The sequence below is a fragment of the Pseudoalteromonas sp. XMcav2-N genome, assembly GCF_024124545.1.
GTDB lineage: Bacteria > Pseudomonadota > Gammaproteobacteria > Enterobacterales > Alteromonadaceae > Pseudoalteromonas.
Genome location: NZ_JAMXSF010000007.1, coordinates 227,808 through 247,228, shown reverse-complemented (window position 1 = coordinate 247,228; position 19,421 = coordinate 227,808). Strand labels below are relative to the sequence as shown.

The following is a 19,421-nucleotide window of genomic DNA, read 5'->3' as shown; positions in this document are numbered from 1 at the left end:
TCCCTACTCGCAGTGGCGTGATAATCAGAGGACGATATGAAAACAATCCGGACCACAGTGAGTACCGTGCTGTTTAGCCTGCCACTGTTAAATGGGTGCTTATTTGCTCCTCAAGAGGTGCAGTATTACGATCCTAAGTGCAAAATGATTCTCAAAAAAAAGACGCTCAGCAGCGCACAGATGCAAACAGTCAGTCAGTGTCGGGGAGAGGCTTGTGCACTGATATTGGCCGGTTCAGGTCTGGTCAGTGCAGCCAGTCTGGTCGTATCCGGCACCATTGTGGTTGCCTCCAATACGGTTTCCTGGCTGGAAAGGACCCAAGGCTGCCCGACCCCTCAGTCAAACGGTCGTGAGCGGCAACCTAACCTCAACACATAGCCCTCCCTGCGGCCGATTTTTCAGGTGAATATCACCATGATGTGCTTCAACGATTTCACGGCACAGCGCAAGTCCAAGCCCGGTGCCACTGGATTTAGTGGAGTAAAATGGGATCAAGGCATTTGCCATAATATGCTCGCTCATTCCTTGTCCGGCATCGTTCACACTCAGCAAAACGTGTTTCGCCTGAAAAGTCACTTCAATTTTTATTGCAGCCACGTCACCACCCGACTCATGGGCGTTTTTAAGCAGATTGATCAGCAATTGTTCTAGTTGAGGGGCATCGGCAAGTAGCTGTTTGTGCGCCAGCAATTCACCCGATTGAGTATGGTTAAATTGCCATTGAGTCTGCAGCTGTGCAAGCAGTTCGGACAACACAACTGGCTGTAACCTGGGCGCGGGCAGTTTGGCAAACTTACCATATCCCTGTACAAATTCGGTCAAATGACGGATCCGTTCATCTATGGTCGAAAACACCCGCTCCAGCCGGGTGTCCTCAAGTTTGTTCGCCAAAATTTTACCACTGTGAAGCATAGAGGAAATCGGTCCCAATGAGTTGTTTAGCTCGTGGCTGATGATGCGAATAACTTTTTTCCATACCGCCACTTCCTGGCGGTTCAGCTCTCTGGTCAGTTGTTTGAAAATATACAAACGGTGAAACTGGTTATTGAGCAGAAGTTCCCCATTGGACAAATGCCAGGTCTGCTTGTCTTCTCCTTCACCTGGTAGTTCAAACAATCCATCCATTTCACCTGACAGTGCATTATATAAAGCAGGGCTGGCTTGCTGCGCCAGGCTGTCGAGCTTCATGCCTTCAAGATTGTGCTCACAGTTTAACAACGTTTTTGCGCTGTGATTTGAAAACACCACTATGCCCTTATCATCTGTCAGCAGCAGTGCCTGAGGCGCGCTATGCAGTACCTTATCCAGCATCAGCTCTCGCTGGTAAATCCACTGTTTCTCATCTCTGAGTTGTTGCGCTGCCTCATTATACAAACGACATAACCTGCCCAACTCGTCCTCTTTCTGATAAGCAAGTAAAGTTGAAAAATCGCTGTCTTTAAAGTTGAGTAAACCGCTCTCAAGCGCCTGTAATCCTGCAAATAATTTTCGCGTCAGCATACGCAGTACAATCACGCCGACACACAATGCAGACAGAGCAACCAGTAACCCGGTTTGCCACTGTACAAAGAAAAACACGGGCGCACTCACAGTTGCCACAGCAATAAATAGCGCTAAATGAAGCTTTTGAGCAATCGACAATCCGAGAATTTTCATTTAGTAATCAATACCGTATTTTTGCAACCTTCGATAAAGTGCCTGACGACTCATGCCAAAGTGTCGGGCTACTTTCGCTATGACGCCATGGAACTGCCGCATAGCTGCTTCCAGTTCAGCCTTCTCCGGCTCTTGTCTGTCCTGAGCGGGAGACGACTTTACACCAGACAGTGTGCCCGGTTGAAGACCAAAATCCTCCGCTTCAATCGTGCCAGAAGGATTCAGCACCGCAGCACGCTTACAGGCATTTTCTAATTCGCGCACATTCCCGGGCCAGTCATAGCCTAGTAGTGCATTTTCTGCATTCAAAGCCAGCTCTCTGCCGGGCAGAAAGTGAGAAGTCAAAGGCAAAATATCATCATTACGAGCCTTAAGTGGCGGTAAATTGAGCTCAATCACATTTAGCCGATAGTACAAATCCTGACGAAAACGACCGCACCGAATGTCTTCAGGCAAATCCGCATTGGTGGCTGAAATAACGCGGACATTTACCCGTCTTGTTTCGACTGAACCGAGCCGCTCAAACTCCCCGGTTTGCAGCACCCTCAATAGCTTCATTTGTCCGGATAAAGGTAAATTTCCTATCTCGTCGAGAAACAAAGTACCACCATGGGCTGCTTCAAAGCGTCCAATACGCTGTTTGTTTGCACCAGTATACGCCCCCGCTTCTGCACCAAATAGTTCTGCTTCAATCAGCTCCTGTGGCAATGCACCCGCATTGACCTTTATAAAAGGCGCATCTCTGAGCGGGGAATTTGCCTGAATGATCTCGGCAATTTTTTCTTTGCCACTGCCATTGTCTCCGGTTATTAGCACTGCAACATCCGACCGGGCAACCTGCACAGCCATATCCACGACCCGTTGCATCGCGCCGCTGCGATAAACCAGACCTCGCAGATCAGCGCCAGCGTTCAATGCTTCACGCTGCTGGGCAATGCGCTCATGTTGTTCATTTTGTTGTTTTGCTTGCCCCAGCGCAATCAGGTTGGCGACAGAGGTGAGCAATTTCTGATCGTCCCAGGGTTTGGCCAGATAGTCAGCGGCACCCGCTTTGACCAGCTCAATGGCCATTTCCAGCTCGGTCCAGGCAGTGATCAGGATCACCGGTAAGTGAGGGTTAAGGGTTCGTAACTCCTGGAACAAGGCTTTGCCTTCCTCTCCTGAGGTCGTATCAGCCGTAAAGTTCATGTCCTGAATCACCAACGAAATACGCTGATAACGCACGATCTGCAACGCTTCAAAAGGTGTTAAAGCCGTTTCAACCTGGTAGTCATGGAGTTCCAGCAGCAATGAAAGTGCATCCAGCACAGCCTGGTTATCATCGACAACGAGTATCTTATTCATCATTATTATTATGCTCGTGTTATATGCGGGGGTCTGTCATACCCATTACTTTCGACCTCGTACCTTTGAGTGTAACATGTTTCCCTTAATTATCAGTCGGTAATGGCCATACAAAAAGCGTAATACCTGCTTTCACACAAGTCCCGGCAACAAAATTGCCATTGCCGGGACCTTGGTTGGTCGTATGAAGGCGTGCTTTACACGCTGCGTGTCGCAATACTCGGAGATATATTGGCCGCTCGCAGCGCAGGCATCAGTACCGACAGTAAACTCATCAACAACAGTAATCCGGCAGTCGTCGCAATGAAGTGATAACTCAGTGCAGGCACGGAATACCAATTCATCAGCTTTTGTCCAAGCAGAACCGCCGCTGCCCCGCCCAATACCAATCCAACACTACATATGAGCGCGTTCTCGACTACAAAATAGCGTACAATGGCAGACTTTCTGGCGCCCAGAGCGCGACGCGTACCTATTTGTTTGGTGCGCTTACTGATATTAAAGGTGGATAACCCAAACACACCCAGTGCGGTCACGACAACCAATACCACAATCAGCGTCATCAGCATGCGCATCATCAGTACATCCTTAGCATCATAACGGGCTTTTTTCTGATCCAGGCCAGTCACATCACTAATTACCCGCTCACGGTGGCTGGCAAGCATAAGCTCCTCAATCTGACGCATCACCTGTGCCCTAGCTTGTGGCTCAGTACGAACCAGAAACTTCTGAAAATTACCGACCCTGATCATGGGGATCATCGCCGTTTTTGTACCAAAGCTGCTTTTTGGCCATTGGTTTGCCATAGTGTCAACAATCCCTATGATTGTCAGAGGATCGGCGCCCCAATAGAGCGTCTCTCCCAACCCCTTGCCTTGACCAAACAACTCATCAGATAATGCGCGACTGACAATAATAACGGACGGGCGAGCATCACTTTCGTCAATCACAACAACATCCGCTTCTGTAAAATCGCGCCCTTCAGACACTTTGACACCTAACGTGTTTAGCAAATGTTCGTCACCGGTAACATAGCCCATGTTGACTCTTTTACTTTCTTGCGGCTCAGGTTTGAGCTGCATGCCACCTGAGCTGCCGCTACCAGATAGCACAACGGAGCTCACTGCCGTCGCATCTATGACACCATTAAGGTCGCGCAATGATTGCTCATCCAGCTCAACTTGCTGAAGTAAATCAAGGTTTTTATCAAAGTTCAGCGCATTAAATTTAAAGATCTCAGCTTCCGGGTAGCCTGTGTCTTTATTCAAATAGGTTAACCTGTCCTGGATAATAGAAACGGCATTACTAACAATGGCCAGGGTAATAGCGAGCTGAAGGATCAGCAATACAGCACCCAATTTTGAACGCATCAGCGCGTTAATAGTTGGTTTTAATTCAAACATATGGCGTTCCTTCTATTGCACTTTCAAGTGTGTGGCAGGAGTAGTTCGACAAACGAGCCATGCTGGATAAAGCCCTGCCAAAATACAGGCAGAAATTGCAAGTACTGGTGCACTCAATAGCATCATCCAATCCATATTGGCTAACCCGGCGTAGTAATTGTAAGTCTGACGTACCCCAAGCAGGCCAAGTTGTGCAAACAACACACCCAAACTGCCCCCTAACAAACCCAGTACACCAACCTCGACCAGGTGCTGATAGAATACCTGTCGTTTGCTGGCCCCCAGCGCTCTTCTGACACCCACATCAGGGGCTCGGCGCATAAACTTGGCCAGTAGTAGCCCAAGAATATTGGCGACACACACTGCCAGGAACATAAAGCTCAAGCCAACCAGAATTTTATTGTCTTCACTGATCACATCGTTGTAATTCATCCAGGCGTTGACATCTTGTAGCGAGTACTGAAGTGTTTCTCGGTTAAAACGACCCGGTTTTTGTTGTTGTTGCATGTAGGCCATCAGCATATCGCCATAGACTTGACGCTGTTGTGGCGTGTCGAGCTGCACCCAGAATTGAACCCAAAGCATTTCCGAATTCATTTTATCGTTAAAGTCTCTGGTTTCCTCAAACTTCCAACCATTGGTGTTGCCCCAGGTGTCGACATCATAGGCTTTAACATGGCTAAACGGTGCAAACATTCTCTCGGCCTTGCCAAAGCTACCATTGTTCAAATCATAGAATTTTATTGTGGGGCGCCACTTTTGTGTAACACCTACTACCTCATGACGACGCTCACCAAGGAACACCGACTCCCCTACTACATCGGTCTTACCAAAGAGTTGTTTAGCCATTTCCTCATCGATCACCACAACGGGGGCAGCATCACGCTCTTGCTCTTCAGTCCAGACATTGCCATGTAAAAAAGTCAGATCGAACATAGTAAAAAAGTCACGTCCGGTTACTCGGGTGTTTTCTATAAAAGGCTTACTGGATGCCGTGTTAAGGTGAACCGAAAAGCCAGAGCGCAACATAGGTGCACGAAGGTAATCCCCGGGCAGCGCATCAAGGTTAATGGCATCTGTATAGGTCAGCTGATATGGGATATCATCTGGTGTTCGCCAGGTTTCTCCGTCATCCATCGTTTGTAGTTGTACCGCAAACAAACGTTCACTTTTGTGCGAAATAGGGTCCATAGACATCATGTGGTAAACAGACAAAGTTGTCATCGTCACCCCAATGCCGATGGCAATGGCCAGAATCATCAAAAACGTCACCAAGGGTGTCTGGCGCAGGCTACGCCAGGCTAAGTCAATATAATGTACAAACATATTAACCTCCTGCTGCTAACGGCGTTTCAGCCGAGCGACCCTGATACAAAGTAAAATCGGTAACTCTGCCATCAACAATCTGAATGTTGCGCGGAGCTCGGCGCGCCAATTCAGGATCATGGGTTACCATCACAATGGTTGCACCTTCACGGTTTATCTGCTCCAGCAACTCCATCACCTGACGTGCCATCAGACTATCCAGGTTACCAGTCGGCTCATCCGCCAGTAAAAAGCGCGGACGCCCGGCAAGCGCCCTGGCAATAGCAACGCGCTGTTGCTGGCCCCCTGACAATTGCTGAGGTAAGTGCTTTGCCCGTCCAGCCAGACCGACCAGTTCAAGGCATTCTTCAACCCGACGTTTACGCTCTGCCGACTTAATACCCCGGTAACGTAGCGGAACCTCCACATTCTCATACAAGTTTAAATCCGGAATAAGATTGAACCCCTGGAAAATAAAGCCAATTTTCTGGTTTCTCAGATCGGCTCTGGCGTTGTCGTTAAGCTTGCCAATATCAACCCCATCCAGGCAGTACTGCCCCCCGCTAAATGGCTCCAGCATACCCGCAATATTCAAAAAGGTGGTTTTACCCGAGCCGGAGGGGCCTGTTACAGCCACGAACTCTCCTTCAGCCACATGGAGGTTAAAATCCCGCAGTGCGTGAGTCTGTACCATTTCAGTCTGATAGACTTTACTGATTGCTTTCATATCTAGCATTATCGTTATCCTTTTTATCTCAGTTGCACTAGGGGTGCATTTTCAAATTGTTCATAATTAGACACGATGATCTGATCGCCAGGAGACAAACCATCCAAAATTTCGACTTCGTTGACACTGGATGCGCCCGTACGAATATCCATCCGAGTCGCAACTTCACCCTGTATTCGATAAACCACTGAACCACCGGCGTTCATAAATGAACCGCGTCGAACCTTCAATACGTTCTCTTTTTGATCCAATAAGATACGGGCAGATAAGCGTTGATTTTGTCGAATGCCATCAATATCACTGTGTTCAAAACGTACCCTCGCTGTGACCTCCCGATTGCTGACCTCAGGAGAAATCGCAGAGAGCTTACCATAAAGTTCACCGGCCCCGACCTTCAGTACAACTTGCATACCCAGACCGAGTTCATTGGCGTAACTTTCAGGTACCTGCAACTGTGCTTCATACGCCGATAAATCCACCAGTGTCATCAATGCCTGTTGAGCAACCACTGCAGCCTTAGTTTGCACCATCAGATTGCCAACCAGTCCATTCACAGGCGCATTGATCTCAAGCGCGTTCACCTTGCGCTGTAGTTCATCAACAACTAACTGCTGTCGCTCGACCAGGTTACTCGCAGCGGCCAGCTCAAACGCCAATGTATCTTTACCCAATGCAACTTCTTGCTGAGCGTGGTGATAGTTCAGTTTGGCTCGGGCCAAATCGTCTACCGCTTCTTCCAGGTCTATCTGACTGATCAGGTTTTTCTTGATGGAAAGTTGTGCCCGGCGGTTTTCCCGCTCAGCGGCATCTAGTGTCACCTTGGCCAGCTCCAGGCTGCGGTTAAGTGTCAAAGTTTCTCGTCTGACTTCAAGCTGCTCTCGGGCTAGTCCATCTTGCAAACGGGCGAGCTCAGCTTGTTGTTGCTTAAGTTCATTGGTGAGCGTCGGGCTGACAACTCTCGCAATCACGTCGCCCGCAGCCACTGTGTCTCCCGCCTTAACCAGCAGGTCAACAAACCCGGCTTCGGGGCTGTATACCTGAGGTGCATTTGCCGCAACTATCCGGCCACTGGCAAGAATATCGCGGACAAAATCGCCGCGGGATACAGTTGCAAATTGCAGTGTATCGCGTTCAAAAGAGCGGCCTGTATTGTCGGCCACTGAGAGTGCTTGTGCAGTGATCGCCAACGTGCCACATAAAGCAATCACACCAACCACTTTCTTCCAGTTCAATATCTGTGGCTTAACCTCTGAGTCCTGCTTACTGGTGTCTTTAATCATGAGTACTCCTATCTATTGGATTCCATCTCATTTCTCACTTCATATTGTTTTATCACTATCCCGGCTAACAGCATCAGACAGGGTGAAATGACAAAACCGAAAAACGTCAACATATTGAAGTGTCCTGTTATCTGTTTGACAGAATGAATACCAGACTCGTGCCAACTTTTAAGCCTTTGTTTTATATTGATTTTATTTTTTAACGATAGAGTGAAAAGTGTCCGCGGACAGAAAAAGTGTCCGCTCACCTTGTCGTGCCGGACAGGTTGCACGCGCTTGAACAGTGCTTTTTGTCTTGTGTAACTGATAGTGGTGGCGAGCTGTTGCTTCGAGATAAGTGAGCTAAGGAAATACACCCGGTATCGAGATAGCTTGAATTCCGGGCCAAGTTTAGACACACTGCCGTTTTAAATCATAATGATAACAAACAAAATGAAATCAATTACCCTGATGCTCTTAGCCCTGGTCTCTCTTTCCTCCTATGCATTACCTGAGCGTATTGTGCTGATCCGTCACGCAGAAAAAATGACCGGCCCGGACCCAGAGCTAACCGAGCAAGGACATAAAAGAGCACAACGGCTCGCCACGCTACTTATTCCTTACAAACCAACCGCTTTGTTTTCAACAGACTATAATCGTACTAAGCAGACACTGGCCCCATTGAGCAAAGCAACTTCAATGTCTGTAGAAGTATATGATCCAAGTAAGCTGGCGAGTTTTGCCCAGCAGCTTAAAGGCTATTCCGGTACCTTAGTTGTTGCAGGCCACAGTAATACAACGCCTGAGCTGGTGAAGCACTTAAGCGGGCAGGCAGTCAGCATCAGTGAGAAAGAATTTCACAAGGTGTTTATCGTAAGCTGGCAGGGTCATGGTAAGGCGTCGGTACAAGAACTGGATTCGAACTAAAGCGCACCTGTATATGGGATTTCAGAGTCAGCAGGCCTGCCATCAGGCAGGCCTCAGAGTCGCAAGTTAGTGACCCGTTTCGTATTCTGCCTGAGCAGTATTGGTTCTTTCCCAAGTGCCGTCTTTATAGAGAATTAACGCAGACGCTTTATTGTTTGGCGAGTATGCACGGATCGTCACACCACAACTTGTGCCACCGCTACAGTTGGCAATACCGCTCCAACGCACTTCCTCAACCGGCTTGGTGATATTATTAATGTAGAATCGCCCACTTGTAGAGTTACCAAATGAGAAGTCTATTGCACCGCAATAGGCAGTGCCATTACCCCAGCTTTGACCACCGCTTTTGGGGTAGATATCGCAGACCATTTGCGCAGAAAATGCAGAGCCAGCGAATAGTGTACCGGCTACCAGAGTCAGTGCTTTTAGTGTTTTCATCGTTATAATCCTTATCACTCTTTTCAGAGAAATTTTCAATAAAAGGCCGCATATTAATCTTGTTAAGGTTAAATATGCCGGTGTTTAGTACTTGGCTTTCAAAAGACTTTGACTGCTCACTAGTGACCAGTTTCGTATTCAGCATTTGCTGTGTTCGTCCTTTCCCACGTTCCGTCTTTATAAAGGATCAGCGCAGACGCAGAATTTGTTGTGTAAGCTCTGATTGTGACACTGCAGCTGGTCCCACCTGAGCAATTCGCACCACTCCAGTGAACTTCCTGGATTGGCTTGCTAACATTTTTCAGGTAGAAGCGTCCGCTCGTAGAGCGCCCGAATGAGAAGTCAAAGCCCATACAGTTGGCTGTACCGTTCCCCCAGCTAGAGCCGTTACTTTTGGGATAAACATCACATACCATCTCAGCAGAAAATGCAGATCCCGCGAAAAAAGTGCCCGCGATTAGAGCAAAAGCTTTTAATGTAGTTTTCATCGTTATTATCCTTAAACATACAAAAATGTAAAAAAACCAACAATCAAATGATGCTATCAATGCAACATTTGTTAAATAAACTACCCAGTTAAAAAGTTCAATGTCAACACTAAAGAAATAAAAAAACACAAATAAAAAACCAAAAAGTCACAAATTATTTATTTTATTAGGCATCTTCATTTCGCACAACAGACTGAAAAACATACCAAAAAAACCATAGGAAAAAGCTAACATACTGTAAGAAATAGCAATATTTCGCATCTCAGGATTTTGGATGTTTACTCGGCCTTAGACACCTAAAAAAGAACATTCAGGGTCAAAAATGGTTACAGAAGTGACATAATTATTGCCAACCCTTCGCGCATTTTTTCTTCACTTTGTCCTGCAAAGCCAAGACGAATATGTGTGTAGCGAGATTGCGGAAAACGCCAGAAAGCATCTTCAGTTTGAACGTATACGCCCTGCGCGGCGGCTTGAGCGCTAAGGTCAGATACATCCCTATGCGTGTTAACCCAAAAAGCCATCCCACCATCGGGTACGTTGAATGTCAGATGATGCCCTGCACTCCGATAATGCGCGAGCGCATCTGCCATAGCATCGCAGCGCAAATGATAGCGCTTTGTCATGCGCCTTAGGTGACGCTCAAACTCGCCGGAACCCATCCAGCCGGCCAGCGCTAGTTGCAACACAATGTCATTTTTGTAGTTTATCAGCTGTTTCAGCGCACTCAGCTGAGCAAGCACATCAGCTCTGGCGACCAGATATCCCATCCGGGCACCAGCAAACATGATTTTTGAAAAAGTAGAAACATAGATCACAATACCATGCGGATCACTGGCGGCCATTGGTTGGAGCGCAGGGCAGCGATAGTGAAACTCATGGTCATAATCGTCTTCAACAATAAACACACCATGCTCAGCACACAATTGATATATTGCCATGCGCCGTGCAACAGACAGAGTAACCGTTGTGGGGTACTGATGAAGCGGTGTTAAGTAAAGCAATTTAATATGAGTTCGCTGCAGGCGTTCACGCAGGCTGTCAATGCTCATTCCCTCTTCATCCTGGGCAATACCGTAGAGCGTTGCACCACATGCCTCAAACGCTCGGTGTGCCGGTGGATAACCCAGAGATTCAACGGCAATGCCTTCTCCTGGCCTGATAAACGCTTTGGCGATTAAAAACAATGCTTCCTGAGACCCATTGCACACCAGCAAATCATCACATTCCAGAGCACGGGCGCGGCGCAGATAGCGTTGTAGCTGTTTTTTCAGAGCTGGCTCCCCTGTGCTGTGGCTGTAGTGCAAACTTGGTATATTAACGGTACGGCAGGCCTGGCTGAGATGGCGACGAAACTCATCGTAGGGGAAATCGGACAGGTCTGCCAGTCCACCAGCAAAGCTATATTGATAACTGACAGCTCCCTTAATGTCAGGTTCCGGCAAGGTCAGAGATAACGCAAAGTCTGGCTCGATATGCATGCTATGCTGAGCAGGCAGAGCAACATGCTGACTGGACTCAATTGGCAGTGCCTGATTGACCCGATACCCCCGTCTTTGCTCTGAACATAACCACCCCTGAGCAACCAAATTCTGTAAAGCGGTCATCACTGTATGACGATTTATACCATATAGCTGAGCGAGTTTTCTGGCTGATGGCAGAGGATCATCCGGCTGCAACTGGCCCTGCCTGATGGCTACCCGGATCTGCTCAGCCAATTGTAAATACTTGGGTTTATCCTGCGTCAGAGGCTGTCCGGTCAACATAGTCATACTCCCCACCAGGTATGAGAAATCCCATCTGGTCTAATAAAAAACAACATTCTGGTTGTTTATAACCTACCAGAAAACACTACTCTGATCACACATAGTTAGCAGTGAATAAAGGAAAAGCGGATGTTGAAATTGATAACTCTGTCATCAGAAAAAGTACGTCTGGAACCACTCACACGGGCTCACCTGCCACACTTGCGTAATTTTGGCGAACAAACCGCGCTCTGGACCTGGGTGCTGGATAATTATTGTCAGTCAAATGATAAACTTACACAGTGGTTTGAACAGTCTGCTCAGTTCGATCCCGATGCTCAGTTACCTCTGGTGATTGTCGACAAAGCAACTAACAGTATAGCGGGCAGCACACGTTTATTCAGACTGCACCAGACGAACCTAAGTGCTGAAATTGGCCATACTTTTATTGGCGAACAGTGGCAGCGCAGCCACATAAATACACATACAAAGTACTTACTACTCAAGTATGCTTTTGAAACTCTGGGCCTGGTGCGCGTGCAGCTGCGTACACATGAACACAATCAAAAGTCACGGTCGGCTATCGCCCGTCTGGGTGCGCAATTTGAAGGTTTAATCATGAAGGATCAACGCATTGCAACTGATGCATTTCGCAATACCGCCCAGTTCGTTATCACCGATGACATGTGGCCTCAGGTAAAAAACAAACTGGAGGGTTGGTTATGAGTTATCCACGTACCGCATTTTCTGAACACAACACAGAGCGCCTGTGGCAACTGATAGCGGAGCATCCCCTCGCAACTTTGGTTGTTGGGGAGTCTGACACGCCTTTTGTGCATATGTCTTTAAGCCTGAACAATGAAAAAACCCACCTGCTGGGGCATGCAAACCCGGCGAACCCGCTTACCAGACTGGACAAAACACACTTGCATGTTTTGTTCAGAGGACCGGATGCTTATTTATCCCCCAGTCAGGTAACGGGGTTGCCGCTGCCAACCTGGGATTACGCCACAGTTCATGTCCACGGACAACTCTCGGAAATCACACATCCGGAGGAAAAACGTTCTGCGTTACTGCACCAGCTAAAGCAATTTGAGTCGCCCGTTAATCCCTGGGATATGTCGGTACTCAGTGAAAGTCAGATTGCTAAGCTATTCTCTCAGCTGTTCTTTTTCAAAATAGAGATAGAGTCAATTACAGGCACATTTAAACTTAGCCAGAATAAAAATAGCGACATCCGCCAAGCTATAGCGCACCTGCTTGAAGCTCAGGGCAACCCACTTAGTCGCTATTATTAGCAGCAAAATGCGCGATCAGTGTTTGAGTCAGTGCAATAATCGGTTCATCACACTCATCCTGAGCCCCACAATTGGCGATCAATCCGATCGCCACATCCTGCTCGGCCAGGTAGACACTTTGTGTAATATAGCCAAACTCATTGCCGCCATGATGATACAAGGTACCGTCATCGTGCTTTTCAACCATCACCCCTAAGCCATAATACAGCTCAGCATGCAAAAAGTTCGGCAACCAACGAGCTGTTTGTAAATGTGCATCGCCGACCATATTGTGATAAATGCGCTCATTAACAGGGGGCTTTTTAACAACGATGGCTTTGAGTAACTTTGCCATATCCCGTGCACTGGATGAAACCGGCGCATCGGCAAGTGCCGTATTCACAATCAGCTGTTTTGTGTTGTAGCGCTGACGGTAGGGTAAAACAAAATCAGGTTCCTCAATGTTGAAAAAATAGCCGGATGCCACTTCGTCTGCCGCGACGTCATACCCTTTTACAAAGGTCTCAGTCAAACCCAGCGGCTCAAGGACATGCTCGTGTATTAACTGACCAAGCGGTTGTTTTAACTTGTTTTCTATAACCATGCCCACCAATACATACCCCGAATTTGAATAGGCAAACCCACGGCCTGGTTCAAAATAAGCAGGCTGTCCCAGAACAAACTGCAATGCAAAACGGTTGCCCTTACGGTGCGCCTCGTCTGCCAGTTGTGCTCGAATAAAATCCAGCTCACCCACATCATTGTATTCAACGATCCCGGCGCTGTGATTTAGCAGCTGACGCAATGTCATGGTTTCAAGATTCTGGATGCGGCCCACCATATATTTCGGCACCCAGGGCAATACAGGCTCATCGAGACTCAGCAACTCTTTATCATCCAGTATGGCCCCCAGCAAGCCCACTAGCTTTTTGCCTGCACTGCCATTGGGGATCCGGGTCTGGCTGGTCATGGGAGCCTGAGTCTGGAGGTCGGCATATCCGGCGCTACCATAATAGCGCTCACCTGATGTTTCAATATACACGCTTACACCCGGGATAAAGTCCGATACTAAATCTACCAGTAAGGGATCTATCTGCCTGTGAAGACCGTTTTCAGGCTGCCTGACTTCACTGTATACAGCGCGTTGCGTCCCGCCACAACTGCTGACTAGCCAGATCAGCATGGCAAGCCACACACCTGGTTGCCCCGTTTTAATACCCATCAGTTGATTTCTTTGTCCATTATTGTGCCTACAAACTACTTTAATTTTAGGTACAAATACATACACTAAGCAATATATCTATTTGAATTTTATACGTTGCTGCCAATGTCCACTACTCAGTTAGCTCGTTTAACAATCGCTTTCGTCTGGCTTTATCATGGCCTAGTTCCTAAATTACTACACGTTGCGCCACTAGAGTGGCAGATATCTGCTAGTCTGGGTCTGGAAGACGCTTTAACGCACCTGCTGATACGCTTTGCGGGTATCGGGGAAATAATCTGGGCAATTGTGTTCTTTATCTGGTATCGAACAGCAGCCATTATCTATATGAATATTATTGCATTGGTTGGCTTATTACTGGCGGTAGCCGTATTGCAACCTGTGATTTTGTTTGAAGCATTTAATCCGCTCACCACCAACCTTCCCCTGATAGTGCTAAGCGCTTTATTATTGCCCAAAGTGCCGTTAAAAAAGACAACTTCTCGTGAATAAAAATAATAAACACAATTATGAGATCCGACATGCAAAAACCCAGGACTGTCAAAGCCTGGCTCTATTGGCTGCTCGGGTCTGGCTGGACACTTACGCCAGAGACCAAATTGAGCCTGAATATATCGAGTATGCGAACAACACCTTTACCCCTGATTATTTTCGATCTTTGCTCGAGCGGCCTGACTACCGGCTGCTTGTCAGTGAGCAGGCTGGCGTGTTACAAGGTTTTGTACTACTCAATCTTAGCGCTCACTATCAGACACCAGACAATGGCTATGAAGTCGAAAAACTATACGTAGACAAGCCATTTCAGGGCGCAGGGCTGGGTCGTACTTTGCTAAACCAGGTCGCGCGGCAGTTTGGCCAGCCCATGTGGCTTTACACCTGGACAGAAAATGCAGCCAATCAGTTTTATCGTCGGCTGGGCGCACAGCAAATTGGTACTCTTAGTTTCGAGGCATTCGGCAGTACAATCAATAACAACGTTTATAAAATCTCACTATAAGGAACATATAATGAAGTACATACTCCTGATTTTCTTTTTCGCGCTGCTAAGCGGCTGTCAGGCCACATCATCAGAGCCTGGTATTACAGGCGACGCCGAGTTTACCGCAAGCGACCCTGAGTATGGCTTTGTACCACACAAACCAATCAAACTGGGTGGCTTTTTGCGTGGCTCCAAGTATGAAGGCAGCCATATTGACTACTTTCAGAGCCTGACCGGCCCTAATGGCGAGCCCGTCGAGGTAAAACGACTAGGCAGCTGCTGCCCGTTTGAAGATAAATCTATGCTATTTGGCGGTGGTATGCTGGATCAGTATGAACTTAGCTATGAGGGCCAGAAAAAGCCCGTCACGATTTATGTAAATTTGTATCAATTTGAAGCACCTAAAGCACCACAAGGTTTCACTTTGTTATAGCAAAAAGGAGGGCATAAGCCCTCCTGATACTTTATCGCAAGGATAAGTTAATCCTGATGCGCCACACCGGCACGATAGAATGCAGCCAGGTGTGTTTGTAAACGCTGCATGTTTGACCCATTGCCCAAGGTACCATCCTCCGCATTGGTAAGCGCAACTATGCCCGTCTTCGTGTAGGGGTTGTAGCTCATAATGGTATGGGTGCCAGGATCTCCGCCGTCATGACCCACAAATGGGCCTTGCCAGAACCAGAACAGCCCTTGTGTGTCCATCCAGTAGGTGGGCACATCGGTTTGCACAGACAGCATAGTCGCAATACTTTGCTCACTCAATACGCTGGCATTGTCCAGTGTGCCTCCCTGACTGATGGCAATTAAGAAACGAGCCAGATCGTGCGCGGTGGAATTCAGGTCTCCGTCGAAAAACGTCGGGTAACTGAATTCAGGCACATAATGCGCAACACCTTCGTTATCTATGGTGTATTGAGGTGATTTTGGGTTTTCTTCTGACAACTGTGTATAGTCCCAGTGGGTATTATTCATTCCCAGCGGGGCAAACAGGTTCTGCTGCATATGCTCTACCAAACTGATATTGAGTAGCTTCTCAACGGCATACCCCGCCAGGCCAGCGCCCACATTGCTGTAATTATGAATACTACCTGCTGGTACACTGCCTTCACCTATATATACATCCTCACTATAATACTGACCATCAGGTAATAAATAAGCCTGATAGAACTCTGTCGAATCTGTCAGTGTAGTCTCTTCACAACTTTCATGACCTCCCTGAGCATATAAAGACAAGTTGGTACCGTGAATATAGTAGCTGCAGTTGTATTGCGACGTATCCCGGATGCCTGAGGTATGTGTCACCAAATGTCTCAGCGTGATATCGCGCTCTGAGTTTGGATGGCCTACCTCAAACGGCAAATTCATTTGAGACAGCGGAGTGTCCAAATTGAGTTGACCTTGCTCTATCAACTGCATCAAGCCAGTTCCCATTACCGCTTTACTGGTTGAACCAACATTCATTGGTGCATGGGCTGTCATGGGTTGATTGGTCTCAAGGTTCGACACACCATAACCCTTCTCGAAAATGACCTGGCCATCTTTAATCACAGCCACAGCCACACCCGGAATGTCCATCTCAGTAAGGCTCTGAGTGAAGGTCTGGTCTACGCCGGTAAAGTCAAAGCCGCGACTCGGTGCCACACCCGAGGTTTGCATTGCATAATCAAGCACGTTATCAGACATCCATTCGACTTCTTTTGTCGCATAAACGGGTACAGAGATATCAGGCGTCACACCCGTGACTTCGAGCACCTGGTTGTTAAGGTCTGAATAGGTTTGATGGCTCAATGAACCCGTCCAGCCATTGGGGAGCTTAAAGTCCAGTGCATCTGACACAGCTCCATTAGTCGCACCGCCGATCAAAGTCACATGTGGCAGGGATTTGAGGGTTTGAGTCAGCACTTCACCTGCGCTGTATGCCAGCTCGCCGGTCAGCACGTACACAGGTTTAGTATAAGCCTGGTCGGGCGCCGCTTTGAGCGTTAACGCCTGCTTATCTTGCTGATAATCGGCATTAAGGATCTGCTTGTATGCCACCGTCTGTGCTTTGTCATTAAAGAATCGCGCAATTTCCAATGACACACCATCAAATCCGCCATCATTTACTCGCAGATCAATGATGATCCCATCGCTGTCAGCCAAGTCTTTCATCACTTCGGCCATTAAAGTGCGGGTATCTTCGATATCTTGCTTTGCATGCGGAATAACCGCAAAGAACTCATCAACCTCAGTCTCTTCGTTCGCCAGCATTGCAGCCTCACGGTCTATCCGAATATAACCTAAATTGCCTTCCAGTTTGCCCCACCCCAGCGCATTACTGTCTTTGTATCGGGTCAGCTTTTTATCCAGAAGATACAAGCCAGTCATTCTGGCAAATGCACTCAGCTGTCCGTCATAAGCTTCGTCGATATGATCTTCCCACTCATCGCCATGACGTTGCTGCATAAGCCAGGCTAAATCTTCATACAACTCAGTGCCACCTTCACCTGAGATCTCAAAACGCTTGTCATCTGTGAGTGACACATGCGTGTCGTCAAAATCTTCAAGCATGGCCTCAAACACGTTCGCAAGCTGTTCTGGTGATGTGTCGGCACTGATCTGTGGCCGGTACGCCGTATAGGCTGCCTGCCAGTCAATGTCTCTGAGCTCAAAAAACGCATAATAGTCGTTGAATGTGTGCCAGAAGTACTCAAAGTTTGCCACCGGATCATCACCGCTGAGACGCTGTTTGGGTTTACATTGCTCACGCATGTCAGTTTGTTTTGTAAACACCCAGTCATTGGTCGCATGGGTGGTAAGCGTCAGCGTACTTTTATCGCTTTTAATATACTCATCGAGGTCATCCAGCGCTTTGTAGGGGTGTGTCTCAATCAGCACACATCCAAAACGGTTATACTGAAAACGCCGTAAATTGTCGCTATCAAACTGCCACAAGTTACCCGTGCCCTGTTGCACCCAGATGCCCTTGTGCTTAGTAAGCGCATGATCATCATTGCTGTTACCACACCCGGCCAACAGTAACGCCGCACTTACCAGACTCAGTGGCATCCATCCTGTCACCTTATTACCCATCAAATTAAACATACCTTCGTCCTTTACCATTTTAATTGTCTTCCAGCCCGGCTAATTCAGGCTGGTCCTAATGAGGAGACTTAAGGCTAAATGAACGAGGTGCACAATTCTGTAGAATGCTTAGCTAAGGTTGTTCAACTCTGTAGCTAACTGTCAGCAAGTGTGCCTTATTGTGGTATTTACCGTTTTAAAGTTGGTATTTGATATAAACTTTCTCGCGCTGTTCATTACGCTGTAAAAACCAGACCGATGTCTTGTCGGTGCTATTGAGTAAAACGACTTTTCGTGGTTTACCTTTGACTGGTAGCGCCAGTGGCTGGCTGCGCCGTGACAAACCATTTTTACGCTCACCCAGTGAGAGCATGAGTTTTTGGTCATCATCGAAGAAAATTAAGTCACTGAGCCCATCACCGTTGATATCGGTCACGCTGAATAACCAATCTTGTGACATTTGTTGTAAGTCCAATGCCATATGCAGTGTTTTATTGGCACGGCGCTGTCGTTTAAACTGCCCGTAATATCCTTGTAAATAAAGCGCAAAGTCTAACTCAAGCGTTCTATTGGACATCAGAGACAACACACTGCCAAGTCCCACCGATGCACTGACACTATATAGATCTGTACGCCCGTCACCATTGAAATCTCCATACCCAAAGTGAAGTAGCTCATCGTCCATCTTTAACATCGTGGAGGTTGTATCTGAGACTTGCCAAACTCGGGTTGCCGGATTAAAAAGCCCAGGCAATATCAGCATCCGGTGGGGATCTCCTTCGCCCGACTCTTTTACGAGTAAATCGATAACCCCGTCGCCGGTGGCATCCACCAGAGCGCCAAACTGACGAGATTTATCTTCATCTGCAGTAGCAAATGACCAGCTCAGTAAACTGTCCGAAAATCCGGTCTCAGTGCGCCTGAGCGCAAATATTTGTTCATCGATGGCAAACGTCAGATCCGCCAGCTTATCCTGATTGATATCCAGTAGGGCAAAATGCCCTGGCAACGAAATCGTCAGCGCGTAGTTTTCTGACTGATGTGTACTCAGGGCGTAGGTGTGATCAAGCTTCACCTGCTGCCGCTGAAAACGGCCATCCTGTTGTTGTAGTAACAAAGTTAACTGACCAAAATGCGGCAGGATAAAATCACTCAGGCCGTTTTCATCCAGATCCATACTGAAACGAATATCTCGCAGCGTACTCAGCAACCAGTGAGGACTTTGCTGATATAAATGCGGTGCTTTTACAAGCGGCGTTATGCCGTTTTTTGTATATCGATAGATGCCATCTTCTGCCAGCACCACAGGGACAGGGGCAGATTCACCGGCCAGTACCGCTAAGTCCATCGCCACAGCGCTAACATCGGATGTCCTGAGTGTTTTCACAAACTGGTAGCCTGCTTTGTCATATTGATAGGCTTCAACATCACCCGCTTCCCCTGCTACCCACAAATGCCGAGACTCTCCCTGCTGCCACTGCAACGGCAGTGCACTACCCAGCATGTGTGCCTGTGCCTGGCATGGGAACCCCAGAGCACCTGCAAGCAATAACAACAACCAGTAGAACCAAAGTGGTAAATTCAT

Annotated in this window: 19 protein-coding genes; 7 read left to right on the top strand and 12 right to left on the bottom strand. The window is 47.7% G+C overall.

All coding sequences use genetic code 11. The features are described from left to right. Positions 1-36 precede the first annotated feature (36 nt). On the top strand, positions 37-378 hold the full coding sequence (locus tag NH568_RS11655; protein ID WP_253047463.1) for a hypothetical protein: 342 nt from the start codon (positions 37-39) through the stop codon (positions 376-378). On the opposite strand, the gene NH568_RS11650 is transcribed toward NH568_RS11655, so the two are convergent. From NH568_RS11650 to NH568_RS11625, 6 genes are all read right to left on the bottom strand, one after another. Beyond that, positions 340-1,656, bottom strand: coding sequence for an ATP-binding protein (locus NH568_RS11650; protein WP_253047462.1), 1,317 nt, complete (start codon positions 1,654-1,656; stop codon positions 340-342). The two genes, NH568_RS11655 and NH568_RS11650, sit on opposite strands and share 39 nt — an antisense overlap. Further along, a complete protein-coding gene (locus tag NH568_RS11645; protein WP_253047562.1) occupies positions 1,657-3,000 on the bottom strand; it encodes a sigma-54 dependent transcriptional regulator in 1,344 nt (447 codons plus the stop codon). Positions 3,001-3,197: 197 nt separating this feature from the next. Continuing rightward, complete coding sequence (locus NH568_RS11640) at positions 3,198-4,403, bottom strand: FtsX-like permease family protein (protein WP_253047460.1); 1,206 nt, start codon at positions 4,401-4,403, stop codon at positions 3,198-3,200. A 12-nt stretch (positions 4,404-4,415) separates the two neighbouring features. Beyond that, on the bottom strand, positions 4,416-5,729 hold the full coding sequence (locus tag NH568_RS11635; RefSeq protein ID WP_253047458.1) for an ABC transporter permease: 1,314 nt from the start codon (positions 5,727-5,729) through the stop codon (positions 4,416-4,418). A 1-nt stretch (position 5,730) separates the two neighbouring features. Then, positions 5,731-6,444 (bottom strand): ABC transporter ATP-binding protein, encoded by a 714-nt coding sequence (locus NH568_RS11630; RefSeq protein WP_253047456.1) that lies wholly within the window; start codon positions 6,442-6,444, stop codon positions 5,731-5,733. A 14-nt stretch (positions 6,445-6,458) separates the two neighbouring features. Beyond that, positions 6,459-7,715 carry an HlyD family efflux transporter periplasmic adaptor subunit gene (locus NH568_RS11625; RefSeq protein WP_253047454.1) on the bottom strand — a complete coding sequence of 419 codons (1,257 nt, stop codon included), beginning with the start codon at positions 7,713-7,715 and terminating at the stop codon, positions 6,459-6,461. 432 nt (positions 7,716-8,147) lie between these two features. Between NH568_RS11625 and NH568_RS11620 the strand changes: the two genes are divergently transcribed. Next, the gene (locus NH568_RS11620; RefSeq protein ID WP_253047452.1) at positions 8,148-8,621 is read left to right on the top strand and encodes a phosphoglycerate mutase family protein; all 474 of its coding nucleotides are present in this window, start codon (positions 8,148-8,150) and stop codon (positions 8,619-8,621) included. A gap of 66 nt (positions 8,622-8,687) precedes the next feature. Here NH568_RS11620 and NH568_RS11615 read toward each other — a convergent pair whose 3' ends face one another. From NH568_RS11615 to NH568_RS11605, 3 genes are all read right to left on the bottom strand, one after another. After that, positions 8,688-9,059: a hypothetical protein gene (locus NH568_RS11615; RefSeq protein ID WP_253047450.1), complete on the bottom strand. Its 372-nt coding sequence runs from the start codon at positions 9,057-9,059 to the stop codon at positions 8,688-8,690. Positions 9,060-9,178: 119 nt separating this feature from the next. Then, positions 9,179-9,547, bottom strand: a complete 369-nt coding sequence (locus NH568_RS11610) for a hypothetical protein (RefSeq protein WP_138551624.1) — start codon at positions 9,545-9,547, stop codon at positions 9,179-9,181. A 326-nt stretch (positions 9,548-9,873) separates the two neighbouring features. Further along, complete coding sequence (locus tag NH568_RS11605; RefSeq protein WP_253047559.1) at positions 9,874-11,313, bottom strand: PLP-dependent aminotransferase family protein; 1,440 nt, start codon at positions 11,311-11,313, stop codon at positions 9,874-9,876. A 129-nt stretch (positions 11,314-11,442) separates the two neighbouring features. Here NH568_RS11605 and NH568_RS11600 point away from each other — a divergent pair, with 129 nt between their 5' ends. Continuing rightward, on the top strand, positions 11,443-12,018 hold the full coding sequence (locus NH568_RS11600; RefSeq protein WP_253047448.1) for a GNAT family protein: 576 nt from the start codon (positions 11,443-11,445) through the stop codon (positions 12,016-12,018). After that, on the top strand, positions 12,015-12,590 hold the full coding sequence (locus NH568_RS11595) for an FMN-binding negative transcriptional regulator (RefSeq protein WP_253047446.1): 576 nt from the start codon (positions 12,015-12,017) through the stop codon (positions 12,588-12,590). The genes NH568_RS11600 and NH568_RS11595 overlap by 4 nt, the downstream gene beginning before the upstream one ends. On the opposite strand, the gene NH568_RS11590 is transcribed toward NH568_RS11595, so the two are convergent. After that, positions 12,574-13,791, bottom strand: a complete 1,218-nt coding sequence (locus NH568_RS11590) for a serine hydrolase domain-containing protein (RefSeq protein WP_253047444.1) — start codon at positions 13,789-13,791, stop codon at positions 12,574-12,576. The two genes, NH568_RS11595 and NH568_RS11590, sit on opposite strands and share 17 nt — an antisense overlap. Positions 13,792-13,896: 105 nt before the next feature. Here NH568_RS11590 and NH568_RS11585 point away from each other — a divergent pair, with 105 nt between their 5' ends. From NH568_RS11585 to NH568_RS11575, 3 genes are read left to right on the top strand one after another with little or no spacing between them, the layout of a single operon-like run. Continuing rightward, on the top strand, positions 13,897-14,283 hold the full coding sequence (locus tag NH568_RS11585; protein ID WP_253047442.1) for a DoxX-like family protein: 387 nt from the start codon (positions 13,897-13,899) through the stop codon (positions 14,281-14,283). Continuing rightward, positions 14,276-14,788 (top strand): GNAT family N-acetyltransferase, encoded by a 513-nt coding sequence (locus NH568_RS11580; RefSeq protein ID WP_253047440.1) that lies wholly within the window; start codon positions 14,276-14,278, stop codon positions 14,786-14,788. Before NH568_RS11585 ends, NH568_RS11580 begins: the two co-directional genes overlap by 8 nt. Before the next feature lie 10 nt (positions 14,789-14,798). Beyond that, complete coding sequence (locus NH568_RS11575; RefSeq protein ID WP_253047438.1) at positions 14,799-15,203, top strand: hypothetical protein; 405 nt, start codon at positions 14,799-14,801, stop codon at positions 15,201-15,203. Positions 15,204-15,250: 47 nt separating this feature from the next. On the opposite strand, the gene NH568_RS11570 is transcribed toward NH568_RS11575, so the two are convergent. Together NH568_RS11570 and NH568_RS11565 are read right to left on the bottom strand one after the other, a co-directional pair. Beyond that, a complete protein-coding gene (locus NH568_RS11570; RefSeq protein WP_253047436.1) occupies positions 15,251-17,857 on the bottom strand; it encodes a serine hydrolase in 2,607 nt (868 codons plus the stop codon). Positions 17,858-18,032: 175 nt separating this feature from the next. Further along, entirely contained in the window at positions 18,033-19,421 is a 1,389-nt protein-coding gene (locus NH568_RS11565; protein ID WP_253047434.1) for a hypothetical protein, read from the bottom strand.

Coding starts and splice junctions, on each gene's coding strand:
- NH568_RS11610 (WP_138551624.1), bottom strand. CDS start 9,547: ATGAAAACTACATTAAAAGCTTTTGCTCTAATCGCGGGCACTTTTTTC.
- NH568_RS11595 (WP_253047446.1), top strand. CDS start 12,015: ATGAGTTATCCACGTACCGCATTTTCTGAACACAACACAGAGCGCCTG.
- NH568_RS11605 (WP_253047559.1), bottom strand. CDS start 11,313: ATGTTGACCGGACAGCCTCTGACGCAGGATAAACCCAAGTATTTACAA.
- NH568_RS11570 (WP_253047436.1), bottom strand. CDS start 17,857: ATGTTTAATTTGATGGGTAATAAGGTGACAGGATGGATGCCACTGAGT.
- NH568_RS11565 (WP_253047434.1), bottom strand. CDS start 19,421: ATGAATTTACCACTTTGGTTCTACTGGTTGTTGTTATTGCTTGCAGGT.
- NH568_RS11575 (WP_253047438.1), top strand. CDS start 14,799: ATGAAGTACATACTCCTGATTTTCTTTTTCGCGCTGCTAAGCGGCTGT.
- NH568_RS11630 (WP_253047456.1), bottom strand. CDS start 6,444: ATGCTAGATATGAAAGCAATCAGTAAAGTCTATCAGACTGAAATGGTA.
- NH568_RS11585 (WP_253047442.1), top strand. CDS start 13,897: ATGTCCACTACTCAGTTAGCTCGTTTAACAATCGCTTTCGTCTGGCTT.
- NH568_RS11620 (WP_253047452.1), top strand. CDS start 8,148: ATGAAATCAATTACCCTGATGCTCTTAGCCCTGGTCTCTCTTTCCTCC.
- NH568_RS11625 (WP_253047454.1), bottom strand. CDS start 7,715: ATGATTAAAGACACCAGTAAGCAGGACTCAGAGGTTAAGCCACAGATA.
- NH568_RS11590 (WP_253047444.1), bottom strand. CDS start 13,791: ATGGGTATTAAAACGGGGCAACCAGGTGTGTGGCTTGCCATGCTGATC.
- NH568_RS11640 (WP_253047460.1), bottom strand. CDS start 4,403: ATGTTTGAATTAAAACCAACTATTAACGCGCTGATGCGTTCAAAATTG.
- NH568_RS11615 (WP_253047450.1), bottom strand. CDS start 9,059: ATGAAAACACTAAAAGCACTGACTCTGGTAGCCGGTACACTATTCGCT.
- NH568_RS11600 (WP_253047448.1), top strand. CDS start 11,443: ATGTTGAAATTGATAACTCTGTCATCAGAAAAAGTACGTCTGGAACCA.
- NH568_RS11650 (WP_253047462.1), bottom strand. CDS start 1,656: ATGAAAATTCTCGGATTGTCGATTGCTCAAAAGCTTCATTTAGCGCTA.
- NH568_RS11645 (WP_253047562.1), bottom strand. CDS start 3,000: ATGAATAAGATACTCGTTGTCGATGATAACCAGGCTGTGCTGGATGCA.
- NH568_RS11635 (WP_253047458.1), bottom strand. CDS start 5,729: ATGTTTGTACATTATATTGACTTAGCCTGGCGTAGCCTGCGCCAGACA.
- NH568_RS11655 (WP_253047463.1), top strand. CDS start 37: ATGAAAACAATCCGGACCACAGTGAGTACCGTGCTGTTTAGCCTGCCA.